Origin of the sequence: Actinokineospora auranticolor (genome assembly GCF_002934265.1) — a bacterium.
GTDB lineage: Bacteria > Actinomycetota > Actinomycetes > Mycobacteriales > Pseudonocardiaceae > Actinokineospora > Actinokineospora auranticolor.
The window spans coordinates 347,102-366,016 of record NZ_PTIX01000001.1; the positions used below are offsets into that span (position 1 = coordinate 347,102).

19 protein-coding genes are annotated in these 18,915 nt (G+C 72.3%); 8 read left to right on the plus strand and 11 right to left on the minus strand.

What is annotated here, in order from left to right:
* Nucleotides 1–683: 683 nt before the first annotated feature.
* On the minus strand, nucleotides 684–1,622 hold the full coding sequence (locus CLV40_RS01495; protein ID WP_245930936.1) for a LysR family transcriptional regulator: 939 nt from the start codon (nucleotides 1,620–1,622) through the stop codon (nucleotides 684–686).
* Nucleotides 1,623–1,647: 25 nt separating this feature from the next.
* Nucleotides 1,648–1,914, minus strand: a complete 267-nt coding sequence (locus CLV40_RS01500; protein WP_104476106.1) for a DUF6300 family protein — start codon at nucleotides 1,912–1,914, stop codon at nucleotides 1,648–1,650.
* A gap of 203 nt (nucleotides 1,915–2,117) precedes the next feature.
* On the opposite strand from CLV40_RS01500, the gene CLV40_RS01505 reads away from it, so the two are divergent.
* A complete protein-coding gene (locus tag CLV40_RS01505; RefSeq protein ID WP_104476108.1) occupies nucleotides 2,118–2,435 on the plus strand; it encodes a hypothetical protein in 318 nt (105 codons plus the stop codon).
* 156 nt (nucleotides 2,436–2,591) lie between these two features.
* Nucleotides 2,592–3,101: a hypothetical protein gene (locus tag CLV40_RS01510; RefSeq protein ID WP_146107885.1), complete on the plus strand. Its 510-nt coding sequence runs from the start codon at nucleotides 2,592–2,594 to the stop codon at nucleotides 3,099–3,101.
* A gap of 43 nt (nucleotides 3,102–3,144) precedes the next feature.
* Here the strand turns inward: CLV40_RS01510 and CLV40_RS01515 are convergent, their stop codons facing one another.
* Nucleotides 3,145–3,771 carry a phosphoribosyltransferase family protein gene (locus tag CLV40_RS01515; RefSeq protein ID WP_104476111.1) on the minus strand — a complete coding sequence of 209 codons (627 nt, stop codon included), beginning with the start codon at nucleotides 3,769–3,771 and terminating at the stop codon, nucleotides 3,145–3,147.
* 135 nt (nucleotides 3,772–3,906) lie between these two features.
* Between CLV40_RS01515 and CLV40_RS01520 the strand changes: the two genes are divergently transcribed.
* On the plus strand, nucleotides 3,907–5,154 hold the full coding sequence (locus CLV40_RS01520; RefSeq protein ID WP_245930938.1) for an amidase family protein: 1,248 nt from the start codon (nucleotides 3,907–3,909) through the stop codon (nucleotides 5,152–5,154).
* On the opposite strand, the gene CLV40_RS01525 is transcribed toward CLV40_RS01520, so the two are convergent.
* Nucleotides 5,151–6,659 (minus strand): FAD-dependent monooxygenase, encoded by a 1,509-nt coding sequence (locus CLV40_RS01525; protein ID WP_104476114.1) that lies wholly within the window; start codon nucleotides 6,657–6,659, stop codon nucleotides 5,151–5,153. The two genes, CLV40_RS01520 and CLV40_RS01525, sit on opposite strands and share 4 nt — an antisense overlap.
* Before the next feature lie 72 nt (nucleotides 6,660–6,731).
* On the opposite strand from CLV40_RS01525, the gene CLV40_RS01530 reads away from it, so the two are divergent.
* The gene (locus CLV40_RS01530) at nucleotides 6,732–7,184 is read left to right on the plus strand and encodes a MarR family winged helix-turn-helix transcriptional regulator (RefSeq protein ID WP_245930940.1); all 453 of its coding nucleotides are present in this window, start codon (nucleotides 6,732–6,734) and stop codon (nucleotides 7,182–7,184) included.
* A 420-nt stretch (nucleotides 7,185–7,604) separates the two neighbouring features.
* Here the strand turns inward: CLV40_RS01530 and CLV40_RS01535 are convergent, their stop codons facing one another.
* Nucleotides 7,605–8,057 (minus strand): MarR family winged helix-turn-helix transcriptional regulator, encoded by a 453-nt coding sequence (locus tag CLV40_RS01535; protein ID WP_104476118.1) that lies wholly within the window; start codon nucleotides 8,055–8,057, stop codon nucleotides 7,605–7,607.
* Between the two features lie 63 nt (nucleotides 8,058–8,120).
* On the opposite strand from CLV40_RS01535, the gene CLV40_RS01540 reads away from it, so the two are divergent.
* Nucleotides 8,121–8,489 carry a VOC family protein gene (locus tag CLV40_RS01540; protein WP_104476119.1) on the plus strand — a complete coding sequence of 123 codons (369 nt, stop codon included), beginning with the start codon at nucleotides 8,121–8,123 and terminating at the stop codon, nucleotides 8,487–8,489.
* A gap of 11 nt (nucleotides 8,490–8,500) precedes the next feature.
* Here CLV40_RS01540 and CLV40_RS01545 read toward each other — a convergent pair whose 3' ends face one another.
* Nucleotides 8,501–9,694 (minus strand): cytochrome P450, encoded by a 1,194-nt coding sequence (locus CLV40_RS01545; RefSeq protein ID WP_104476121.1) that lies wholly within the window; start codon nucleotides 9,692–9,694, stop codon nucleotides 8,501–8,503.
* 148 nt (nucleotides 9,695–9,842) lie between these two features.
* Between CLV40_RS01545 and CLV40_RS01550 the strand changes: the two genes are divergently transcribed.
* Nucleotides 9,843–10,538: a TetR/AcrR family transcriptional regulator gene (locus CLV40_RS01550; protein WP_219823873.1), complete on the plus strand. Its 696-nt coding sequence runs from the start codon at nucleotides 9,843–9,845 to the stop codon at nucleotides 10,536–10,538.
* 75 nt (nucleotides 10,539–10,613) lie between these two features.
* Here CLV40_RS01550 and CLV40_RS01555 read toward each other — a convergent pair whose 3' ends face one another.
* The 3 genes from CLV40_RS01555 to CLV40_RS01565 all read right to left on the minus strand — a co-directional run bounded on the left by CLV40_RS01555 (nucleotide 10,614) and on the right by CLV40_RS01565 (nucleotide 14,188).
* Nucleotides 10,614–10,961, minus strand: coding sequence for a DUF2218 domain-containing protein (locus CLV40_RS01555; protein ID WP_219823874.1), 348 nt, complete (start codon nucleotides 10,959–10,961; stop codon nucleotides 10,614–10,616).
* Nucleotides 10,962–11,045: 84 nt separating this feature from the next.
* Nucleotides 11,046–13,451, minus strand: a complete 2,406-nt coding sequence (locus tag CLV40_RS01560) for an ABC transporter permease (protein WP_104476124.1) — start codon at nucleotides 13,449–13,451, stop codon at nucleotides 11,046–11,048.
* A complete protein-coding gene (locus CLV40_RS01565; RefSeq protein WP_104476753.1) occupies nucleotides 13,451–14,188 on the minus strand; it encodes an ABC transporter ATP-binding protein in 738 nt (245 codons plus the stop codon). The genes CLV40_RS01560 and CLV40_RS01565 overlap by 1 nt, the downstream gene beginning before the upstream one ends.
* Nucleotides 14,189–14,319: 131 nt before the next feature.
* On the opposite strand from CLV40_RS01565, the gene CLV40_RS40175 reads away from it, so the two are divergent.
* The gene (locus CLV40_RS40175) at nucleotides 14,320–15,459 is read left to right on the plus strand and encodes a sensor histidine kinase (protein ID WP_181043262.1); all 1,140 of its coding nucleotides are present in this window, start codon (nucleotides 14,320–14,322) and stop codon (nucleotides 15,457–15,459) included.
* On the plus strand, nucleotides 15,456–16,106 hold the full coding sequence (locus CLV40_RS01575; RefSeq protein ID WP_104476128.1) for a response regulator: 651 nt from the start codon (nucleotides 15,456–15,458) through the stop codon (nucleotides 16,104–16,106). Before CLV40_RS40175 ends, CLV40_RS01575 begins: the two co-directional genes overlap by 4 nt.
* A 700-nt stretch (nucleotides 16,107–16,806) precedes the next feature.
* On the opposite strand, the gene CLV40_RS01580 is transcribed toward CLV40_RS01575, so the two are convergent.
* On the minus strand, nucleotides 16,807–17,436 hold the full coding sequence (locus tag CLV40_RS01580) for a response regulator (protein WP_245931003.1): 630 nt from the start codon (nucleotides 17,434–17,436) through the stop codon (nucleotides 16,807–16,809).
* Nucleotides 17,437–17,468: 32 nt separating this feature from the next.
* The gene (locus tag CLV40_RS01585; protein WP_181043263.1) at nucleotides 17,469–18,605 is read right to left on the minus strand and encodes a sensor histidine kinase; all 1,137 of its coding nucleotides are present in this window, start codon (nucleotides 18,603–18,605) and stop codon (nucleotides 17,469–17,471) included.
* Nucleotides 18,606–18,915 lie beyond the last annotated feature (310 nt).

The following is an 18,915-nucleotide window of genomic DNA, read 5'->3' on the forward strand; positions in this document are numbered from 1 at the left end:
CGATCAACCCGGCCACGACCCCGACCGGCACCCCGCAGACCACAAGATGATCAACGCACGCCTCCGGCCCCCACTATCCATCCTAGCCAGGGCGAGCGACAGAACCGGAAGATCAACAGCGAGCCTGTGGACAACTCGAGGGCAACCAGCGGCATCCCGATCGGCCGCCCCGCTCGCCCCCGCGAACCCGACGAGGGCGGTGTCGGCGAGGAGGCGGTGGGCGGCGACGATCCAGCGATGATCAAGTCCAGGCCTCCGGCCCCCGGTATCCATTCTAGTGATGGGGACCGACAGTTCCGAGCGAAGACGATCAAGCCTGTGGACAAGTGTTGGTGGGGCGGGGAGGCCGGCCACGCGGTAGCAGGCAGTCGGACGACGAGAGGCTTGACCAACGCGCGGGATCCAGCGAGGTGCAAGGCGAGATCCGGTCGGCGAGCTGGAGAGGTGCCAGGAGCCTTCTAAGCTCTTGGTCGCAGGCTCGAGTCCCGTCTGGGAGTGGGATCGGAGCGTGGGTCCGGGCCGGTACGCAGCGGCAACGGCCATGCCGAACGATCCACGCTGGATGCCCGAGTTGTCCACAGGCTTGATCGTCTTCTCCGAGGAGTGTCGGTAGGCCCCGGTAGAATGGACATCGGGGGCCGGAGGCGCACCTTGATCATCGCCGCCAACCCGATCCCCACTGCTCAACGGCGCAGGAACTCGCGATCAGCGGTGGGCAGCCACACCTCCGCCGGGTTGTACGGCCGGAACCGCGTCCGCACGTGCGTGATCAGCCGAGGCAGCGCGGTGTGCGGGTTGCGCCGGTGCCACAGCAGCGACCACGGATACGCCGGTCTCGGCGGCGCCACCGCCAGCCGGACCACGCCGGGATGGGTCGGGACCTGGCAGCGCTCGCCGATGAAGCCGATGCGGTCGGTGGTCGTGCCGATCTCGCGGACGAAGTGCTCGTACCCGAAGTCCGGGCCGGTCGTGTCGATCCGCATGCCGAAGGCCGCGCCCGCCGCGTCCCAGAAGTCGGCCCATTCGCTGTTGGGGGCGTTGCCGGGCATCCACGCGGTGGCGCCCGCCAGCTCCGTCATGGTGACCCGCTTGCGCCCGGCCAGCGGGTGCCGCGCGCCGACCAGCACCACGGCGGGTTCGAGGAACGCCGGGATGCTCGCCAACCCGTCGTCGGCCAAGGGGCTGGTGACCCGGGCGAAGGCGGCGTCGACGGTGCCCGCCTTGAGGGTGGCGCGGGCCGCGCGCAGGCCGTTGGAGGTCACCACGTCGACGGACAGGCCGGTCGTGGTGGCGTAGAAGTCGCGGATCAGCTCGGCGCCCATGAGCCGGGTGTCGAGCACGTCGACGCGCAGGGGGCGGCCGTTGCGCAGCGAGCGGGTGGCGCGGTCGGCGGTCGCCAGCAGGGCGCGGGCGTGCGGCAGGAACACCTCGCCGTCCGGGGTGAGGTGGGTTCCGGAGCGGTGGCGCGCCAACAGGACCGCGCCCAGGTCGCTCTCCAGCTTGGCGACCCGCTTGGAGACCGCCTGCTGGGTGATGCCCATGTCCACCGCCGCGTCCCCGAAGTGCCGGTTGTCCGCCACCGCGACGAAGGCCCGCACCGCGCCGAGATCCAGCTCTGCCACCCGCGCAGCCTACCGCGCCGACCCGCTATTCCACTGTGGACTGTGTCAACCAGGCGCGCAGCGCGACGGCGAGGTCGCCGACGGTGTCCGCGCGGGCCGTCCCGTGCGCGGTGAAGTACGCGATCACCGCCGCCGCGGCGGGGGAGTCGCGGTCGCAGCGCGGGCAGAGCCCGACGGTCCGCGAGCCGGTGACCCGGTGCCCGTCCGCGCGGGCGAACGAGTGCGGGACGCGGGCCGCGCACACCAGCTCGCCCGCGCACCGGTGGCACGTCAGGTCCGAAACCAAATCCACTTCGCATTCACCGTTCATAGTGCCGCGCAGTCGACCGCGGGCCCGGCGCCGCCGTCCAACAAGCGACACGCGCCGCGCACAACCCACCGTTGTCCCTCACCCGGGTGGGTGGGTCACGATCGTGGGGTCGACGCGCGTCCCGGCGTCCGCGCAGAATCGGAGTCTGTCCGCACGCGACACCGAGGAAACGGAGAACAACCAACATGCGCGGCATCCCGGCACTCCTCGCAGGCGCCACCGCACTGGCCGCGAGCGTGGTGTCCCCCCAACCCGCCGCGGCCGCTGTCGGCGACTTCAGCTACTACACGACCGCGGGTCAGGTCACCCTGATCGACCCCCCGGACGGCTCCTGCGACCCGCTCCAGGACCTGTGGCTCGGCCAGATCATCGAGAACAACACCAACTCGACGGCCCTGCTCTACTCCGTCCCCAGCTGCGCGGGCAGCCCCCAGGTCATCCCACCCAACGGCTGGCTCCGCACCTACCGCCCCGTCCGCGCCGTCCTCTTCGTCCCATCCTGACCCCGCGGGTCGCCGCTCACGCTTCCCTGTCGGATCCGCCGGAGATCGACGCCTTCCCCCTAGTGGACGGCCACCTTGCGCTGATCGCCCACGAATAACGCTGAGATGGCCCCCGCGCGCAGCCCGCGGGACATGATGGGGCGTGGCGTTTACGCGGTGGCGCGGAGCGAGCGGGCGCGGGTGGATTTCACCCTGGACGTGGCCGAGGTGCAGTCGTTGCGGCGGGAGGTCGTGACGCGGACGGCGGTGGCCAGCGGGCTCGTCGTGGTGGAGGTCGTGGGGCTGGTGCTGGGGGCGGCGCTGGTCGAGCGGGCGCCCGGGGTGCTGGTCGGGTTGGCGGTGGTGTCGAGTTGTTTGTGGCTGCTCTGGCTCGACCACGCGATTCACGCGCAGAAGGTGATGGCCTACCTTGAGGCCGAGCTGGCGCCCCGACTGAGCCAAGTCGCCGGGCGGCCGGTGCTGGGGTGGGAGAGCTACCGGTACCAGCTCGACGGCTCCGGCTCCGCCCGAACCCCCCGCTCACCCGACGGCCGGGGCATCGAGCACACCTTGCGGCCCGAGTGGCACAGCCAAGTGCTGTTCGGCCTCGCGCCGCTCGCGCTCGGGGCCACCTACGCGGTCACGAGCCACAACGGCTCGATGTGGCTGGCGGGCCTCGGTGCGTAGGCAGTGGTGTGGATACTCGCGCTCGTGCGATTCCGCGACTACCTCAACAACGCCCGCGCGGTCCGGAGAGCCATCGTCGCCGCGGCGGTGTGCGGGCCGGTAGCCAAGGATGTGTCCAATAAGGACTGATGTGGCGGTCGAGCAGCAACGACCGCACGCCGAGCCGACGCCGGGCCTGGTTGTCGGACAGGGAATCGACGATGACGGCGGCGCCCAACCACCGGGCGCCCGCCGCGGTGACCAGGCTGTGCGCGCCCGCCGCCTGGCCGCCCGTCGCGATCCAGTCGTCCACCAGCAGCACGCGGTCCGCCGGTCCCACGAGTCGCCGGGGGAAGCCGAGGTGTAGTTGGCGGTCGCGGTAATCCGGTGGCGTCGTGCACCGGTACCAGGCGTCGCTGTCGCTGAGTTGCCTCGGGTCTTTGCGCACCTCGACGAATCCGATACCCAGCGCCGCCGCCACGAGGGGGCCGATGATGAACCCCCGGGACTGCAACCCGAGCACCACGGTCGGCTCGGTGTCGGCGAACAGGCCCGCCAGCGCCGGGCCGAGGTCGCGCAGCAGGTCGGGGTCGCGCCACCAGCCGGTGAGGTCGGCGAAGACGGAGTCGTCGGTCCGGTCACCGCGCCAGGCGAACCGGTCGCGCAGGCGCGTTCGAAGCTCAGGTGACACCGGGCCAGGGTGCTGCGGCGGGCCTGGTAGGTCAACCGAGTTCGCGGTGGGTACAGCGAGAGGGCGTCCCCGGGCATTGACGGCGCCGGTCGCCGGACCCTAGCGTCGTCACCCTCGGTGAGGAGGGGCGCGGTGGTGGCTGGCTGGTGGGACCTCGACGGGGCCGAACGCGCCCGGCGGGTGGGCGAGGCGGCGGCGCAGGCCCGTGGCTCGGCGCACGGCGACTGGATCGAGGTGGCCAAGGACCTCGCGCCGGGGGAGGGGGTCCTCGCGGGAATCCCCTTCTCGGTCAAGGACAACATCGACGTCCGGGGATTCCCGACCACGGCCGGGAGCAGGCTGATCGACGATTCCCCCGCGGCCGTCGACGCCGCCGTGGTCAGCGCTTTGCGGGACGCGGGCGCGGTTGTGCTGGGCAAGACCAACCTGCACGAGCTGGCGTTCGGCATCACCAGCAACAACGCGGCGTTCGGGCCGGTGCGCAACCCCGCCGACCCGACGCGGTCGGCGGGCGGGTCCAGCGGCGGCAGCGCGGTGGGCGTGGCGCTGGGCGTCGTGCCGTTCGCGCTGGGGACCGACACCGGCGGATCGGTGACGATTCCCGCCGCCTACTGCGGTGTCGTCGGGTTCCGCCCGACGACCGGTCGGTACCCCGGTGACGGTGTGGTGAACCTGTCGACCAGCCGCGACACCATCGGCATCCACGCCCACGCCGTCCTCGACGTCCGCGTCCTCGACGAGATCATCACCGGCGACCGCGGCGCTCCGGCGTCCCTGGAGGGGCTGCGCATCGGCCTGCCCCGGCACCGGTTCCTCGACCTGGAACCGGAAATCGCCGACCGCGCCGCGACCGCGGTGGCCGCTCTGGAACGCGCTGGTGCCGTGCTGGTCGACGTCGAGCTCGACGACGACGTCTCCGGCGACGACCTCGTCTTCCACGAAACGCCGCGCCTGCTCGCCCGCCGCACCGGGATCGCCCCCGCGAAGTGGCCCAAACACATCGCGTCCCCCGACGTCCGCGCCATCATCGCGCGCATCCTCGACTCGCCGATCACCGCGGACGCCTACGAAGCCGCCCGCGCCGCCCGCTGGCGCCTCCGCCGCGACTACTCCGACCTCTTCGACCAGGTGGACCTGCTCGCCTACCCCACCTCCCCGGTGCTCCCGCCCCTTCTCGGCCAAGACGACACCATCACCCTGAACGGCCGCGAACTCCCCGTTTTCCCCACTGTCACCCGCAATGTCAGCCCCGGAACCGTCGCGGGTCTGCCCATGATCTCCCTGCCCGTCTCCGCGACCGCAGGCATCTGCCTCGAATCCCGACCGTTCACCGATGCCCGCCTCCTCGGTGTCGCCGAGGTGGTGCAGTCGCTGCTTTCCTAGGCGCGCAAACCGATCCGGCTCAGCACAGCTCGAAGCGACTCCACCGGGCTGTCCACTCCGGCCTGTGTGCGCCACGCGACGAAACCGTCGGGGCGGACAAGGACGGCGCCGGACGGGGTCACGCCGTAGGTGGCGGACCAGTCCGGGATCGGCGGTTGGTGGATCTGGAGCCGCAGGGACTCGGCTGCTTCCCACCAGGGTGCTGCGTCGGGGCCGACGACGAGGGTGAACCCCGGGCCGTAGTGGTCCAGAGTGGACTCTCCGTGGCCGAGGTTCACGTGCGGGGCGCGGGTTCCGGGGGTCGCGGTGAGGTGGTGCGGGTCCAGGAATGGTGTGTCCGTCGCGGATCGTTCCTCGATGACAGCGGCCGAGTGGTAGCGGTAGCCGAACATGACGGCGTTGTCGTCGTGGATCCGGGGCTCGGTGTCGCCGTCGAACCACCGGCGCAGGCGGGCCAGCGCCTGGTCCATGGTGTGCAGGGCGACCGGGCGGCGTTCCTGCTCGTAGGTGTCCAGCAGGGCCGGGTCGGCCTCGCCGCGCAGGACCGCGGCGAGCTTCCACGCGAGGTTGTGCGCGTCGTGGATGCCGGTGTTGCCGCCGAAGCCGCCGGTCGGGGGCATGACGTGGGCGGCGTCGCCGACCAGGAACACGCGCCCTTCGCGGAAGCGGTCGGCGACCAGGGCAGCCGACTGCCAGGGCAGGGCGTCGACGAGGTCGACCTGCGCGTCAGCGCGGCCCAGTGCGGCTTTGATCAACTCGACGCATCGGTGCTCCGGTAACCCTTGGCTGTCGCACGGCACGGTCATCATCCACAGTCCGTTGGCGCGCGGGATCAACGTTGCGCCGGTGTCCGTGATGATGCACGCCGTGACCTGCCTGCCGCGCAGTTGCGGCGCCACGTCCGTCTTGAACAGCACGCTCATCCGGTGCTCCAGCACGCCTGGGCCGCTACGCCCGATGCGCAACGTGTCCCGGATCCGGCTTCGCGTGCCGTCGGCGGCGACGAGGTAGCGGGCGTGCACGGTGTGGCGCGCACCGTTGCTCCGGTCCTCGACGACCGCGCGCACCCCGTCGGCGTCCTGCTGCCACTGGATGAGTTCGGTGCCGAAGCGCGTCTCGGCACCGGCCCGGACGGCGTGGTCGCGCAGGACCGGTTCGAGCTGGTCCTGGTCGCAGGTCGTGTGGGTGCTCGGGCTGAACGCGGAGATGTCCGCGTCCCACGGCGTCGGCAGCCAGTTCACCTCGTCCGCGGCGAAGTTCGCCGCGCGGCCGACACCGCCGAGGCGCTGGTGCTCGGTCGCGGCCCCGGCGATGGCGGACTCGGCACCCGCGCTCCGGTACAGCTCCATCGACCGCGCGGAGACGCCGCGGAAGCGGAAGTGCCGGGACGTGTCCGGGTGCCGTTCGACCACCAGGCAGGCGACGCCGTGGTGGCTGAGGAACACGGCGGTGGACAGGCCGTTGAGGCTGCCGCCCACCACCAGGACGTCGGTCGTGAGTTCCACCGTTCCCCCTTAGTTCATTGCTATGAATCATTCACTGCCATGAACTATACACGGTGGCCTATCGTTGTGCGCATGACCGCTTTCCTGCTCGCCCAGCTCGGCGCCCACGCGGCCGACCGCTTCGCCGAGCGCATCGCGCCGCTGGACCTGGCGCCGCGGCACGTGGGCCTGTTGCGCTGGATCGCGGCCCACCCGGGTGCGAGCCAGCGGGAGATCGCCGCGGCCTTCGGCGTGCAGCCGAGCCGCGTCGTCGTGCTGGTCGACGAGTTGGAGCGGCGGGATCTCGTGCAGCGGCACCAGGACCCGGGGGATCGGCGGAGTCGGAGCGTGCGGCTCACGGAGCGGGGGGAGCGGATGCTGGCCGAGGTGGGGCGGGTGTTCCTCGCGCACCAAGCGGACCTGCTCGCGGCGCTGACCGAGGAGGAGAGCGCGGTGCTGGGGGAGTTGCTGGGGAAGGTGGCGGCGGCGCGGGGGCTGACCGACGGGGTGCACCCGGGGCACGCGGCGGCCGACTCCGGGGCGTGAGTAGATCTTGGTGACGCCTCCGGCCCCCGGAATCCATGCTACTGGGAGGGGCCGACAGTCCGGAACGAAGACGATCAAGCCTGTGGACAACTCGGGTCCGAGCCGAGCCGAGCTGGGTCGAGCCGGGTCGAGTTGAGTTGAGCCGAGTTGAGCCGAGTTGAGTTGAGCGGCGCAGGGGCGGTCTGGCCGGGCCGGGCCGAGTTGAGCTGGGCGGGGCAGGGCAGGGCAGGGCCGAGTCAAGTTGAGCTGGGCTGGGCAGGGCAGGGCAGAGTCGGGCCGGGCCGAGCAGGGGCAGGGTCGAGCGGGCACGGCCGCGCAGGGGCGGTCTGGCAGGGCGGGGTCATGAGGAGTTGGGCGGGGTCGGGCGGAGTCGGGCGGGGCATGCGGTGTGGGCGGGTCGGGCGGGTCGGGTGGCGCTGGTCAGGCGTCGTCGGCGCGTAGGGAGCGGATCATGCTCCGCAGGATTCGGGACGCGGCCGATCGCTCGGCGTCGGTCATGTCCGCCAGCATCCTGACCTCGACGGAGCGGACCGCGACGGTGGCCTTCTCCAGGCTTCGGCGTCCGCGCGGTGTGAGTCGCGTCGGAAGGACCTTGCCGACCGGGGCCGCCGCGGGTCTGGTCACGTAGCCGTCTCGTTCCAGGGCTTGGAGCAGGACGTTCATCGTCTGCCTGGTCACGAACGCGCCCCGCGCGAGGTCGGAGTTGGACAAGCCCGGTCGTTGTGCCAGCAGTTCGAGGCAGGAGTAGTGCGTCACGTTCATCCCGAGCGGCCTCAGCACCTCCTCCATCGCCACGCGCAGGGCGCTCGACGCCTCCTTCAGCAGGTAGCCCAGGGACGTGTCCAGGTCGATGCCCGCGCCGTCTTGACTCATGTCAGCATTCTGACATAGCTTGGTCTGTGTCAGAAGACTGACATGAAAGAGAGGATGCCCGCGATGCCCGTCACCGGACCCGACTTCATCTCCCTGCAAGCCCGCGACCTCGACGCCTCACGCGCGTTCTACGAGCGGTACCTCGGCCTCGTCCGCTCGCCGGTCGGACCGCCGCACGCCGTCGTCTTCGACACGAAGCCGATCGCGTTCGCGCTCCGCGACGTCGTCCCCGGTACCGACCTCGACTCCGCCGCCCACCCCGGGGTCGGCGCCGCGATCTGGTTGCGCGCCACGGACGTCCAGGCCATCCATGACGCTCTCGCCGCCGACGGCCACGCCATCGTCGCCGAGCCGATCGACGGCCCCTTCGGCCGGACGTTCACCTTCGCCGACCCCGACGGCTACCGGATCACCCTCCACGACCGCGCCTGACCGGCGGTCGCTCAGTCCCAGGTGAGGGGGAAGCGGGCCGGCCCCCGGGTGGAGACGCCGCGCTTCCAGTCGATGGGGGCGTCGGCGGCGCGGAGGCCGGGTAGGCGTCGGAGGAGGGTGCCCAGGGCCACCTGCAGTTCCATCCGGGCCAAGGGGGCGCCCAGGCAGTGGTGGGGGCCGTGGCCGAAGCCGACGTGACCGGTGCCCGCCCGGGTGAGGTCCAGGTGGTCGGCGTCCGGGTAGACCGACTCGTCGCGGTTGGCGGAGGTCAGGGCGGGGAGGACGGCCTCGCCCGCGCGGACCAGGACGCCGCCCAGTTCGACGTCTTCCGTGGCGTAGCGGGGGATCCCGCCGCCGACGCCGAGGGGGACGAACCGCATGAGCTCCTCGACGGCCTGGGGGAGCAGAGCGGGGTCGGCGCGCAGTTTCGCCAGCTCCTCGGGGTGGTCCAAGAGGACGTAGACGAAGTTGGGGATCTGCGACGCGGTTGTCTCGTGGCCCGCGATCAGCAGGCCCATGGCCAGCGAGACGAGTTCGTCCTCGGACAACCGGTCCTCTTCGTCCCGTGCGACGACCAGGGCGCCGATGAGGTCGTCGGTCGGGGTTTCGCGGCGTTGGGCGATCAGGCCCGCCATGTACGCCATCATCCGGTCGGTGTGGTCGCGGACCTCGTCCGGCGTGTACTTCGTCGTCGACAGGAAGGCGTCGGACCAGACGCGGAAATCGACGCGGTCCTCGAAGGGGACGCCGAGGAGTTCGCAGATCACCGTGATCGGCAGGGGGAGCGCGAACAGGTCCACCAGGTCGGCGGGCGGACCGGTGGCGATCATCTCGTCGACCAGCCGGTCGGCGATCTCCTGCGCGCGCGGGCGCAACTGCTCGACGCGGCGGACGGTGAACGCCTTCATGACCAGCCTGCGGAGGCGGGTGTGGTCGGGCGGGTCGAGGCTCAGGATGCTGCCGGGCGGGTTGAGGTGCGGGCGCAGCCGGGGCTCGTCGCGGCCCGCGCTCGCGGCGCGGCTGAAGCGCGGGTCGCCGAGGACCGTCTTGACGTCCTCGTAGCGCGTGGCCATCCAGGCGGGTTCGCCGTAGGGGAGGCGGACGCGGATCAGCGGGTGCTCGGCGCGCAGCCGGTCGAACAGCGGCTCGGGGTCCAGCCGCTCGGGTTCGCTGAACGGGTAGGTCACGGGGTTGGTCATCGTCATGGTGACTCCTCGCCACGTGGAGACTTGTCCGTTTGGTTACGTTCAGTACTCAGACGGTTGTCTTAGGCCACCATAGCGCGGTTACCCCCACCGGCGTCTTGCGGCGGTTTCGGCCCACGCTCGCCCCGGGAGGGCCAAGATGACCGACATGAGCACCGAGACAATGGCGTCGACACGGGGTTCGGTGAGCGCCATGGACGGACGTCCCTCGCCGCGCCGCGGCCAAGCCGAGGCGACCCGCGCGCTGCTGCTGCGCACCGCCGAGCGCCTGTACGCCGAGCGTGGCCTGGCCCAGGTCTCCAACCGCCAGATCGTCGAGGCGGCCGGGCAGGCCAACAACTCCGCCCTCACCTACCACGTGGGCACGCGGACCGACCTCATCCACGCCATCACCCACGCGCACGGCCAGCCGATCGCGCACCGCACCAGCGAGATGGTGCGCGCCGCCCGCGGCAGCGCCGACCCGCGCGTGCACGTGGCGAGCCTGGTGCTGCCGTACACCGAGCACCTGGCCACCCTCGGCACGCCGAGCCACTACGCGCGGTTCACGGCCCAGGTCACCGCCGACCCGGCGTTCGCGGGCGGCATCCTGGCCGACCCGCTGCTGGCCCCCCACTTCCAGGAGGGGTTGACCGCCGTCTGGTCGCACGTGCCGGACCTGCCCCCGGCCGAGGCCGCTCTCCGCAGCCAAACCGCCCGACTGGCGATCATCCACACGTGCGCGGAACAGGAGCGAACCGCCGCCGAAACCGGCACCCCCGCCGACTGGCTCCTCATCGGTCACGCCCTCACGGACGCCGTGACCGGCCTTCTCCTCGCCCCCCGGCACACCCCGGGAACCTGACCCGATCGCACCCGCGCGATCCGCGCCGCGGTGGTGGACGCGGCAGCGGCGTGCGCTGGGTTTCAGCGGGTGTGGCTAGGCCTCTTCGGTGCGGGTCCAGGTGACGACGAGTTCCTTGCGCTGCCCGAACCGCTCCAGGTGGGAGCCCAGGACGTGCTCGACGCGGGCGATGCCCTCGGGGTCGGTGCCGGTGGCGGTGAGGGTCAGGACGCCGTCGCCGATGATGACCTGGCCGGTGGTGTCGGCGATGGTGGTGGTCGAGGTGGGGCCGTCGGTGCTGAACTCGATCTTGCGGCTCAGGTGGGCGACCAGCTGCTTGGCGTAGCGCTCCGGGCTGTCGGTGGCGACGTCGGCGCGTGAGGTGTAGGTCGGCAAGGGGATGTCCTCCAGGCATGGCGGATGGGCTTGTTCGTTCAGCTTCACCAGGTTTAGGTGAAACCTCAACCAACCCGGCCTGTGGCTTGGGTCATACGGATCGTGCACCGACCGCGCGGAAGCCGCACGCGGTCACGGTGTGCCGATCGCGGTAAGAGGGTCGGTCCTGGCTGCCCGGCGCGCGGGCCAGAGCGCGGCTACTACGGCGAGCACGACCATCCCGGCCAAGGACAGCGCGATGACGCCGTAGGGGACGGTGAGATCCCACAAGCGTTGACCGAACATCGCGTGCTGCAGAACGGCCCCCACGACCAGACCGACCACAACCCCCAGCAAGGCGCCGAAGAGCGAGATGACAACGCTTTCCGCGCGGACGGTGTCCCGGACCAGCGATCGCCGGGCGCCGACAGCGCGCAGGACCCCGATCTCCCGCGCGCGCTCCATGACCGACAGCGCCAACGTGTTCACCACGCCGAACACGGCGATCACGACGGCCAGGCCGAACATCGCGTACATCAGCGCGAACGCGGCCCGCTGGGCGGCGATGCCCTGGGCAGCCAAGCCCTCCCGGTCGGTCACGGTCACGTCCGGGCGCCCGGCGAACGCCGCCGTGACACCAGCCCGCGCCGCCGCCGGGTCGGGGCCGGTGGCGTAGATGGAGGTCTGCCGGTCGCGGATGGACCGGGGGGCCAGCGCGACGTCGTAGTAGATGCTCGCCTGCAACTCCGTCGCGTCGTAGATGCCCACTACGGGACGGGAAACCGGATGCTCCGAGACGAGCGTCACGACGTCCCCGAGGCCGAGTCCCAGCATGTCCGCCTGGTTCCGCGAAATGACCAGGCCCGCCCGTAGATCCGCCACCCCGGCGGTGATCCTCGGCGTGAGCACCGTGCCCAGCGCGTCCGGTTCGATCGCCGACGCCTTCCGCTCCGTCTCCCCACCCGCGTACCGGACGCCGACGACCACCTCCCGGCTCGCCGCGACCGCGGACACCCCCGGGGCCGACGCCACCGCGGCGAGATCGCGGGGCGTCAGCACCGCGCCGGGAGCGGGCTGCGCGACCGTCGTCGACGGCGGCACGGTGGCCAGGGTCGTCGACGCGATCAGGTCCGTGAACGTCGCGCCGACCGTGCCGAACGCGACGACCAGCCCCAGGCCGACGGTGATCGCCGACGCCGTGCTCGCGGTCCGGCGCGGGTCGCGGGCGGCGGCGCGCACCCCCAACCGCCACGCCGGACGACCCCGCGCGGGCAAGCGCCGGAACAACGCCGATGCCATCACCGGAGCCAGCAACAGCACCCCCGTCGCCCCCACGAGCGCCGCTCCGATCCCCACGAGCCGAGGCAGCGTCTCCGCGCTCGGGTCCGCCGTCGCCACCACCGCCACCACCGCGGTAGCCACCAGCGCGAGCCCCACCACCGTCCGCCCGAGCACGACGCGCGTCGGCTCCACGGCGTCCGTGCGCAGCGCCGCCACCGGAGGCACCTTCGCCGCCCGACGCGCTGCCCCGTGCGCCGCCGCCACCGTCACCAGCAGAGCGAGCCCGTATCCCAGGGCGATCGCGGTGAACGACACCGAGTAGGTCATGTCGTCACCCGGGCGCATGGCCGCCAGCACCAGTGGACCGAGACCCACCCCGAGCCCGCAGCCGACCGTGCCACCGGCGAGACCGAGCACCACCGCCTCGCCCACCACCGCCATCCGCACCTGGCGGCGCTTCGCCCCGACTGCGCGCAGCAGGGCGAACTGGCGGGTCCGCTGCGTGATCAGGATCGTGAACGCGTTGGCGATGACGAACAGGCCGACCAGCAACGCGACCACCGCGAACGGCAGCAGCGTCGCCCGCAGGTCCGCCGCGTCCTCTCGGGCCTGCGCCCGCCCGGCTTCCGCCACGTCGGCGCCCGCGCGGACCGCGGCACCCGGCGCCGCCTGCCGCACCCGCTCCAGGTCCAACCCGGGCCCGGTCAGTTCCACGCGGTTGACTTCGCCCAGCAGCACACCTGGACCGTCGAACGCGACCGCGGGTTCGGGGTCCTCGTCGCGCGGCCCGAGCGGCGTGTAGTCGAACACGCCGGACACCTCGAAGACCCGACGGCGTCCCTCCGACAGCAGCACCTCGACCTTCGCGCCGACCGCCACCCCGAGGGACCGGTCGACCGCCACCTGCTCGGGCCCCACCGGGCGCCGACCGGCTGGCAGGTGGAACCGCGGCGAGTCCGACCACGTCGTGCCTGCCTGGTCCAGCGCGGTCTTCGTCGATATCAGCTTCCCGTCGCGCCCCAGCGGCCCCGCGCGCCCGACCACCACCTCGTCTACCCGCACCACCCCCGGCAGCGCCCGCAACGCGTCGGTGGCCACCGGCCCACGCACGACGGCACCCACGTCGTCGCGCGTCGTGGCACCCGCCAGCGTGGTCGCCACCGAGTCCGACACCACCCAACTCGCCACCGCGGCCGCGACCCCTAGCGCGATGGACAGCAACGTCACGACCAGCCTGCCGCGGTGGGACAGCAGGTCCCGCACCATCGCCTTGCGCATCAGCGCCGCTCCAAGGCGCGCATGCGGTCGATGACGTCGTCGGGGGAGGGCGCGCGCAGTTCGTCCACGACGCGACCGTCGGCGAGCAGCACCACCCGGTCGGCGTACCCCGCCGCCACCGGGTCGTGGGTGACCATGACCAGCGTCTGCCCCAGCGCGTCGACGCTGCCGCGCAGGAACCGCAGCAACTCGCCCGAGGTCGCCGAGTCGAGCGCCCCGGTCGGCTCGTCGGCGAACACCACGTCCGGGCGGGTGACCAGGGCGCGGGCACAGGCCACCCGCTGCTGCTGCCCACCGGAGAGCTGGCTCGGCCGGTGCCGGACGCGGTCCGCCAAGCGCAGCGTCCGGATCACCCGGTCCAGCGTCTCCTGATCGGGCGAGCGGCCCGCCAGGTCGAGGGGGAGGGTGATGTTCTCCAGCGCGTTGAGCGTGGGCAGCAGGTTGAACGACTGGAAGACGAAGCCGACCCGGTCGCGGCGCAGATCGGTGAGTCGGTCGTCGGGCAGACCGGTCAACTCGGTGTCACCCAGCCAGACCCGGCCCGCGCTCGGGCGGTCGAGCCCGGCGGCGCAGTGCACCAGGGTCGACTTGCCGGAGCCCGAGGGGCCCATGATCGCGGTGAACCGGCCGCGTTCGAACGCGACGTCCACGTCGTCGAGCGCGACGACCTCGGCGTCACCGCCGCCGTAGCGCTTGGTCAGGCCCGCCACCCGGACGGCGGCCGTGTGTCCATCCATGATCACCAGCGTGGTCGGCGGTCGGGGCGGGCGCGTCGGCCGGACGTCGACGGTCGCGGTATCGAAAGTGACGGCCCGGGCCCTACCGGGGACGGATGTCGGCCGGTCCGCCGATCACTAGCCTGGGCGCCGTGTCCAGGTCGAGGGGGATCGAGCCGGTCGTGCTCGGGGCGGTCGCCGTGCTCGGCTGCTTCCTGCCCCGCGACGCGCCCAGCCGCCACATGTGGGAGTGGGCCGGGATCGGCACTGTGCCGCCGCTGGTGTCCTCCGCTGTCCTGGCGGCGTTGTGCCTGGTGGCGTTCGTGGTGCGGCCGCGGTGGCCGTTGTACGTGGTGGCGGCGGTGGCGTGGTCGCTGCGCTCGCTGTGGCCGCCGTTGGTGGTGGCGTCCTATTCGGCCGCGGTGGGCGCACGGCGACCGGGACACGTGTTCGCGCTGACCGTGGCTGGGACGGCGCTGGCGGTGCTGCCGGAATACGTCGGCGTCGGGGTATCGGACCTGCCACCGTCGATGCTGGTCACGTCGTTCGGCAGTGCCGCCCTGTTCGTGTGGTTGCCCGCCGCGGTAGGGTTGTGGGTGTCGGCGCGGCGGCAGGCGGTGGCGGCCGCGCTGGAGGCCGTGCGCCGTCAGGCCACCGAGTTCGCGGAGAAGGTGCGGCGGGTCAGGGGCGCCGAGCGGGCTCGGATCGCGCGTGACCTGCACGATGTGGTCGCGCACCGGGTGTCGCTGATGGTCCTGCACGCGGGCGCGCTGGAGGTGAACGCCCGGGACCCGGAGACCGCCGACGCCGCCGGGCTGATCCGCTCCACCGGCCGGGAGGCGTTGTCGCAGCTGCGGGACGTGCTCGGGCTGCTCAACGCGGACGACGAACCGGGGGAGCGCCGACCGGCCGCGACCCTGTCCGATGTGGACGAACTGGTGGCGCGGTCGCGGGCGGCGGGGGTCCCGGTGACCCGGCGGGACGAGGGAGAGCCGCGGGACCTGCCGTTGGTGGTGGAACACGCGGGTTACCGGGTCGTCCAGGAGGCGCTGACGAACGTGCACAAGCACGCGGGTTCGGCGGAGACCGAGGTCGTGCTGCGGTACTCCGCGGCGGCGTTGGAGATCGAGGTGGGCAACCGCGCGGGCGAACCCGCGGACCCGCTGCCCGGCAGCGGACTCGGGTTGGTCGGCCTGCGCGAGCGGGTCGAACTCCTCGGGGGCGAGTTCACCGCGGGGCCGCGACCGGACGGGTTCGTGGTGTCCGCCCGGATCCCGGTGCGCGCCCGGTGATCCGACTGCTGCTCGTGGACGACGAGGAACTGGTGCGGGCGGGGCTGCGCATGATCCTCACCTCGGCCGACGACATCACCGTCGTGGCTGAGGCCGCCGACGGCCGCGCGGCGCTGGACGCCGTCGCCGCGCACCACCCCGACGTCGTGCTCATGGACATCCGGATGCCCGGCGTGGACGGGCTCACCGCGCTCACCGAGCTGCGTCGCGCGGGGAACTCGGTGAAGGTCGTCGTGCTGACCACCTTCGACCTCGACGACCACGTCCACCACGCCTTGTGCGCCGGGGCGTCCGGGTTCCTGCTCAAGGACGTGCCTCCCCGCGACCTGATCACCGCCGTGCGCACGGTGGCGGCGGGCTCGGCGATGCTCGCCCCGACGGTGACCAAGCGGCTCATCGCGGCGTTCGCCGAGCGGCACCCGGCCCGCGCGCGCGAGGCCCGGCACCGGCTCGCCGTGCTGACCGACCGCGAGCGGGCCGTGGTCCGACTGGTCGCCCGGGGCCTGCCCAACGCCGAGATCGGCCGCGACCTGGCGATGAGCGAGGCGACCGTCAAGGCCCACGTCAGCCGCGCCCTGGCCAAACTCGGCATGACCAACCGGGTCCAGGCCGCGATCCTCGCCCACGACGCGGGCCTGGACGCCTAGTGCCGCATCTCGGAAGGTTGACCCGTTGATCGGTGTGGTGGTCCGGGCTGGTCCTCTCGTGTCGAGCGGGTGGTGGTCGTGGGTGTTCGTCCGGGGTGTTGGTCGGGTCGTCGTCCACACTGCGCGACCATCCGCCCGCCGACGGCCGGGCGATCCGTGTCGACGAGTTCGGGCCGCTCACCCTCGCGCCCCGCAAGGGGCACGGCATGGCGACCGAGTGGACCACTGCGGCGATTGCGCGCCACCTACAACCGACGGCACGGCGTCACGCACCTGCTCGCCGCACTCGACCTGACCACGGGGCTACCTCACCCTCAACGGCTCCGATCACCACAGCCACCCCGAGCAGAACGCCGCGATCGCGGCCTACATACGCCGACGCAACGCCCGAGCCAGACCCAAGACCGGCCTCGCCACCGACTCACCCATCCGCACCGGGACCCACTACCCGATCAAGGTCGCGTGACGCGGCACTAGCGGTCACCGCCCAGCCGCGGTTTCGCCTCGAGCCGACGAATCTTCGCCACTGCACCCGGATTGGTGCGCCGCTCCTGCCGTTGCTCCGTCGGTTCCGTGCGTCGATGCGGCATCGTGGCGATCGACGTGGGTCCGAGGGGCAGGCCGCGTGAACCGTGAGCCCACAACGTGAAACCCGAGCCGGGAAAGCGGTTGCGGGAGCGGCGGGTGACGGTTACCCGGGCTAGGTCGGGACGCAGACGCCGGTTCGCCAGGCCCAGGCGGCGACCTCGACGCGGTTGCGGGTGCCCAGTTTGCGTTGGGCGTTGGACAGGTGGGTCTTCACCGTCGCCTGGGTGACGTGCAGGCGCGTGGCGATCTCCTCGTTCTGGTGGCCCTTGGCGACGAGCCGGACGACGTCCAGTTCGCGTTCGGTCAGCGGTTCGGTGGGGTCCGGCTCCGGGGTGGTCTCCGTGGTGCGGCTCGGGGCGAGGTGAGCGAGCAGGCGCACGGTGACGGCGGGGGAGACCAGCGTCGTCCCGGCCGCGGCGGCGCGGACGGCCTCGACCAGCAGCGCGGGGGACATGTCCTTGAGCAGGAAGCCGCAGGCGCCGTTGCGGAGCGCGCGGTAGACGTACTCGTCGAGGTCGAAGGTGGTGGCGATGAGGACGTTGAGCGGGGCCCGCACCCCGGCGCCCGCCAGCAGCCGGGTGGCCTCGAGACCGTCGAGGTGGGGCATGCGGATGTCGAGCAGGCACACGTCCGGGCGCAGCCTGCGGGCCTCGTCCACGGCGGCGCGGCCGTCGGCGACCTCGGCGACGACGGTCATGTCGGGCTGCGCGGCGAGGATCATCCGAAAGGCGGAGCGGACCATGTCCTGGTCGTCGGCGATGAGGATGCGGATGGTCACGGCGCGCTCACCATGGCCGGGAGGACCGCCCGCACCCGCCAGCCGTCGGTGGTCGCCCCGGCGGTAAGGCTGCCGCCCACCGCGGTCACCCGTTCGGTGAGGCCGACAAGGCCGTGCCCGTCCTGGGGCCGCGGCTCGTCGGGCTGGCCGCCGTCGTTGGTGACGCTGAGTTCGAAGCGGCTCTCCGGTCCGGGGCGGGCCACGATCTCGACGCGGGTCGCGGTGGGGGCGTGGCGCAGGACGTTGGTCAACGACTCCAGCACGACGTGCTGGGCGGCGTTGACCGTCGGGTGCGGGAGCATCAGATCGGCCACCCCCGGGTCGAGCGCGGTGGTCGGGGTCGGCCCGGCGAAGCCCGCGACGGCGGCGGCGACGACCTCGGTCAAGGTGGTCACGGGGTGCTCCGGGGCCTTGCCACGCATGACCGTGACCATGGTGCGCATGGAGGCCAGGGCGCGGGAGCCCGCCTGCTCGATACCGGCGAGCATGGCGTCCAGGTCTTCCGGGTCGGGTGGCACGCCCGCCGCGGTGACGTAGCGGACGGCCTTGGTCTGGGCGACGATCGCGGTGACGTGGTGGGCGACGAAGTCGTGCAGGTCGCGCGCGTAAGCCAGGCGCTGGGCCTGGCGGGCGAGCTCGTAGGCGTCCGCGCGGCGCCGGTCGTGCAGCCGCAGGTACAGGCCGAGCAGGCCGATGAACCAGATGCCGACGCAGAGAATGCCGATCAGGACGCCCTTGTGGTGGGTCTCCGCGGGGTCCAGCCGCAGGGGCAGGGTGGCGATCACCGTGGCCAACCCGAACGCGAACCCCGCCGCGCGCAGCGGCGCGCACTGCACGATGACGCGCGCCAGCAGCCAGTACAGCGCGGCCGCCTCGATCGTGCCGAACGTGTTGTCCGGCCGCGCGGAGACGAACAGGCAGACGGTGGTGAACGTCCCCGACGCGCCCACCACCGTCAGTACCTGACCCGTGCGCGCGGTTGCCGACATCAGGGCCAGTGCGGGTAGCACCCCGCACACCACGAGCCCCACCCCGATGGGGACCGTGGGCGCGGACAGCCCTTCGATGATCAGCGCGAATCCCGCCGCGGCCAAGACGACCGCGATCGTGATCCGGATCCACACCTCTCGCACACGGCCAACGCTACGGCGACCAGTGGTGCCCCCACCTCCTTCTTTCGGCTGACCCTTGGCGAGTGACCGCGGCGTCCTCAGCGGGCCCGGCGCCGGGCCGCCGCGCCGGGATCGGGGGAGAACAGCAGGTGGCGGGGCGGTCGGCGGTGTCCGGTGTGGACTGCCTCGCCTCATTCGATCGGTCGAGTGGACGGTTGTCCCGGCCGGGTGGATCGAGTCCCGGGTGCGCGTCTCGGCCATTCGGTTGAGTCGGGCCTCCGAAGATCAGCGGTGTGGAGGAGGTGGCGGGACGGCGGGCCGGTGGATGCTC

What these genes read in the sequence shown, in the direction of transcription:
- CLV40_RS01560 (WP_104476124.1), bottom strand. Translation starts at nt 13,451, where the DNA reads ATGCGCAAGGCGATGGTGCGGGACCTGCTGTCCCACCGCGGCAGGCTG.
- CLV40_RS01545 (WP_104476121.1), bottom strand. Translation starts at nt 9,694, where the DNA reads ATGACGATGACCAACCCCGTGACCTACCCGTTCAGCGAACCCGAGCGG.
- CLV40_RS01565 (WP_104476753.1), bottom strand. Translation starts at nt 14,188, where the DNA reads ATGGATGGACACACGGCCGCCGTCCGGGTGGCGGGCCTGACCAAGCGC.
- CLV40_RS01580 (WP_245931003.1), bottom strand. Translation starts at nt 17,436, where the DNA reads ATGGTCCGCTCCGCCTTTCGGATGATCCTCGCCGCGCAGCCCGACATG.
- CLV40_RS01530 (WP_245930940.1), top strand. Translation starts at nt 6,732, where the DNA reads ATGACCGCTTTCCTGCTCGCCCAGCTCGGCGCCCACGCGGCCGACCGC.
- CLV40_RS01540 (WP_104476119.1), top strand. Translation starts at nt 8,121, where the DNA reads ATGCCCGTCACCGGACCCGACTTCATCTCCCTGCAAGCCCGCGACCTC.
- CLV40_RS01535 (WP_104476118.1), bottom strand. Translation starts at nt 8,057, where the DNA reads ATGAGTCAAGACGGCGCGGGCATCGACCTGGACACGTCCCTGGGCTAC.
- CLV40_RS01550 (WP_219823873.1), top strand. Translation starts at nt 9,843, where the DNA reads ATGAGCACCGAGACAATGGCGTCGACACGGGGTTCGGTGAGCGCCATG.
- CLV40_RS01505 (WP_104476108.1), top strand. Translation starts at nt 2,118, where the DNA reads ATGCGCGGCATCCCGGCACTCCTCGCAGGCGCCACCGCACTGGCCGCG.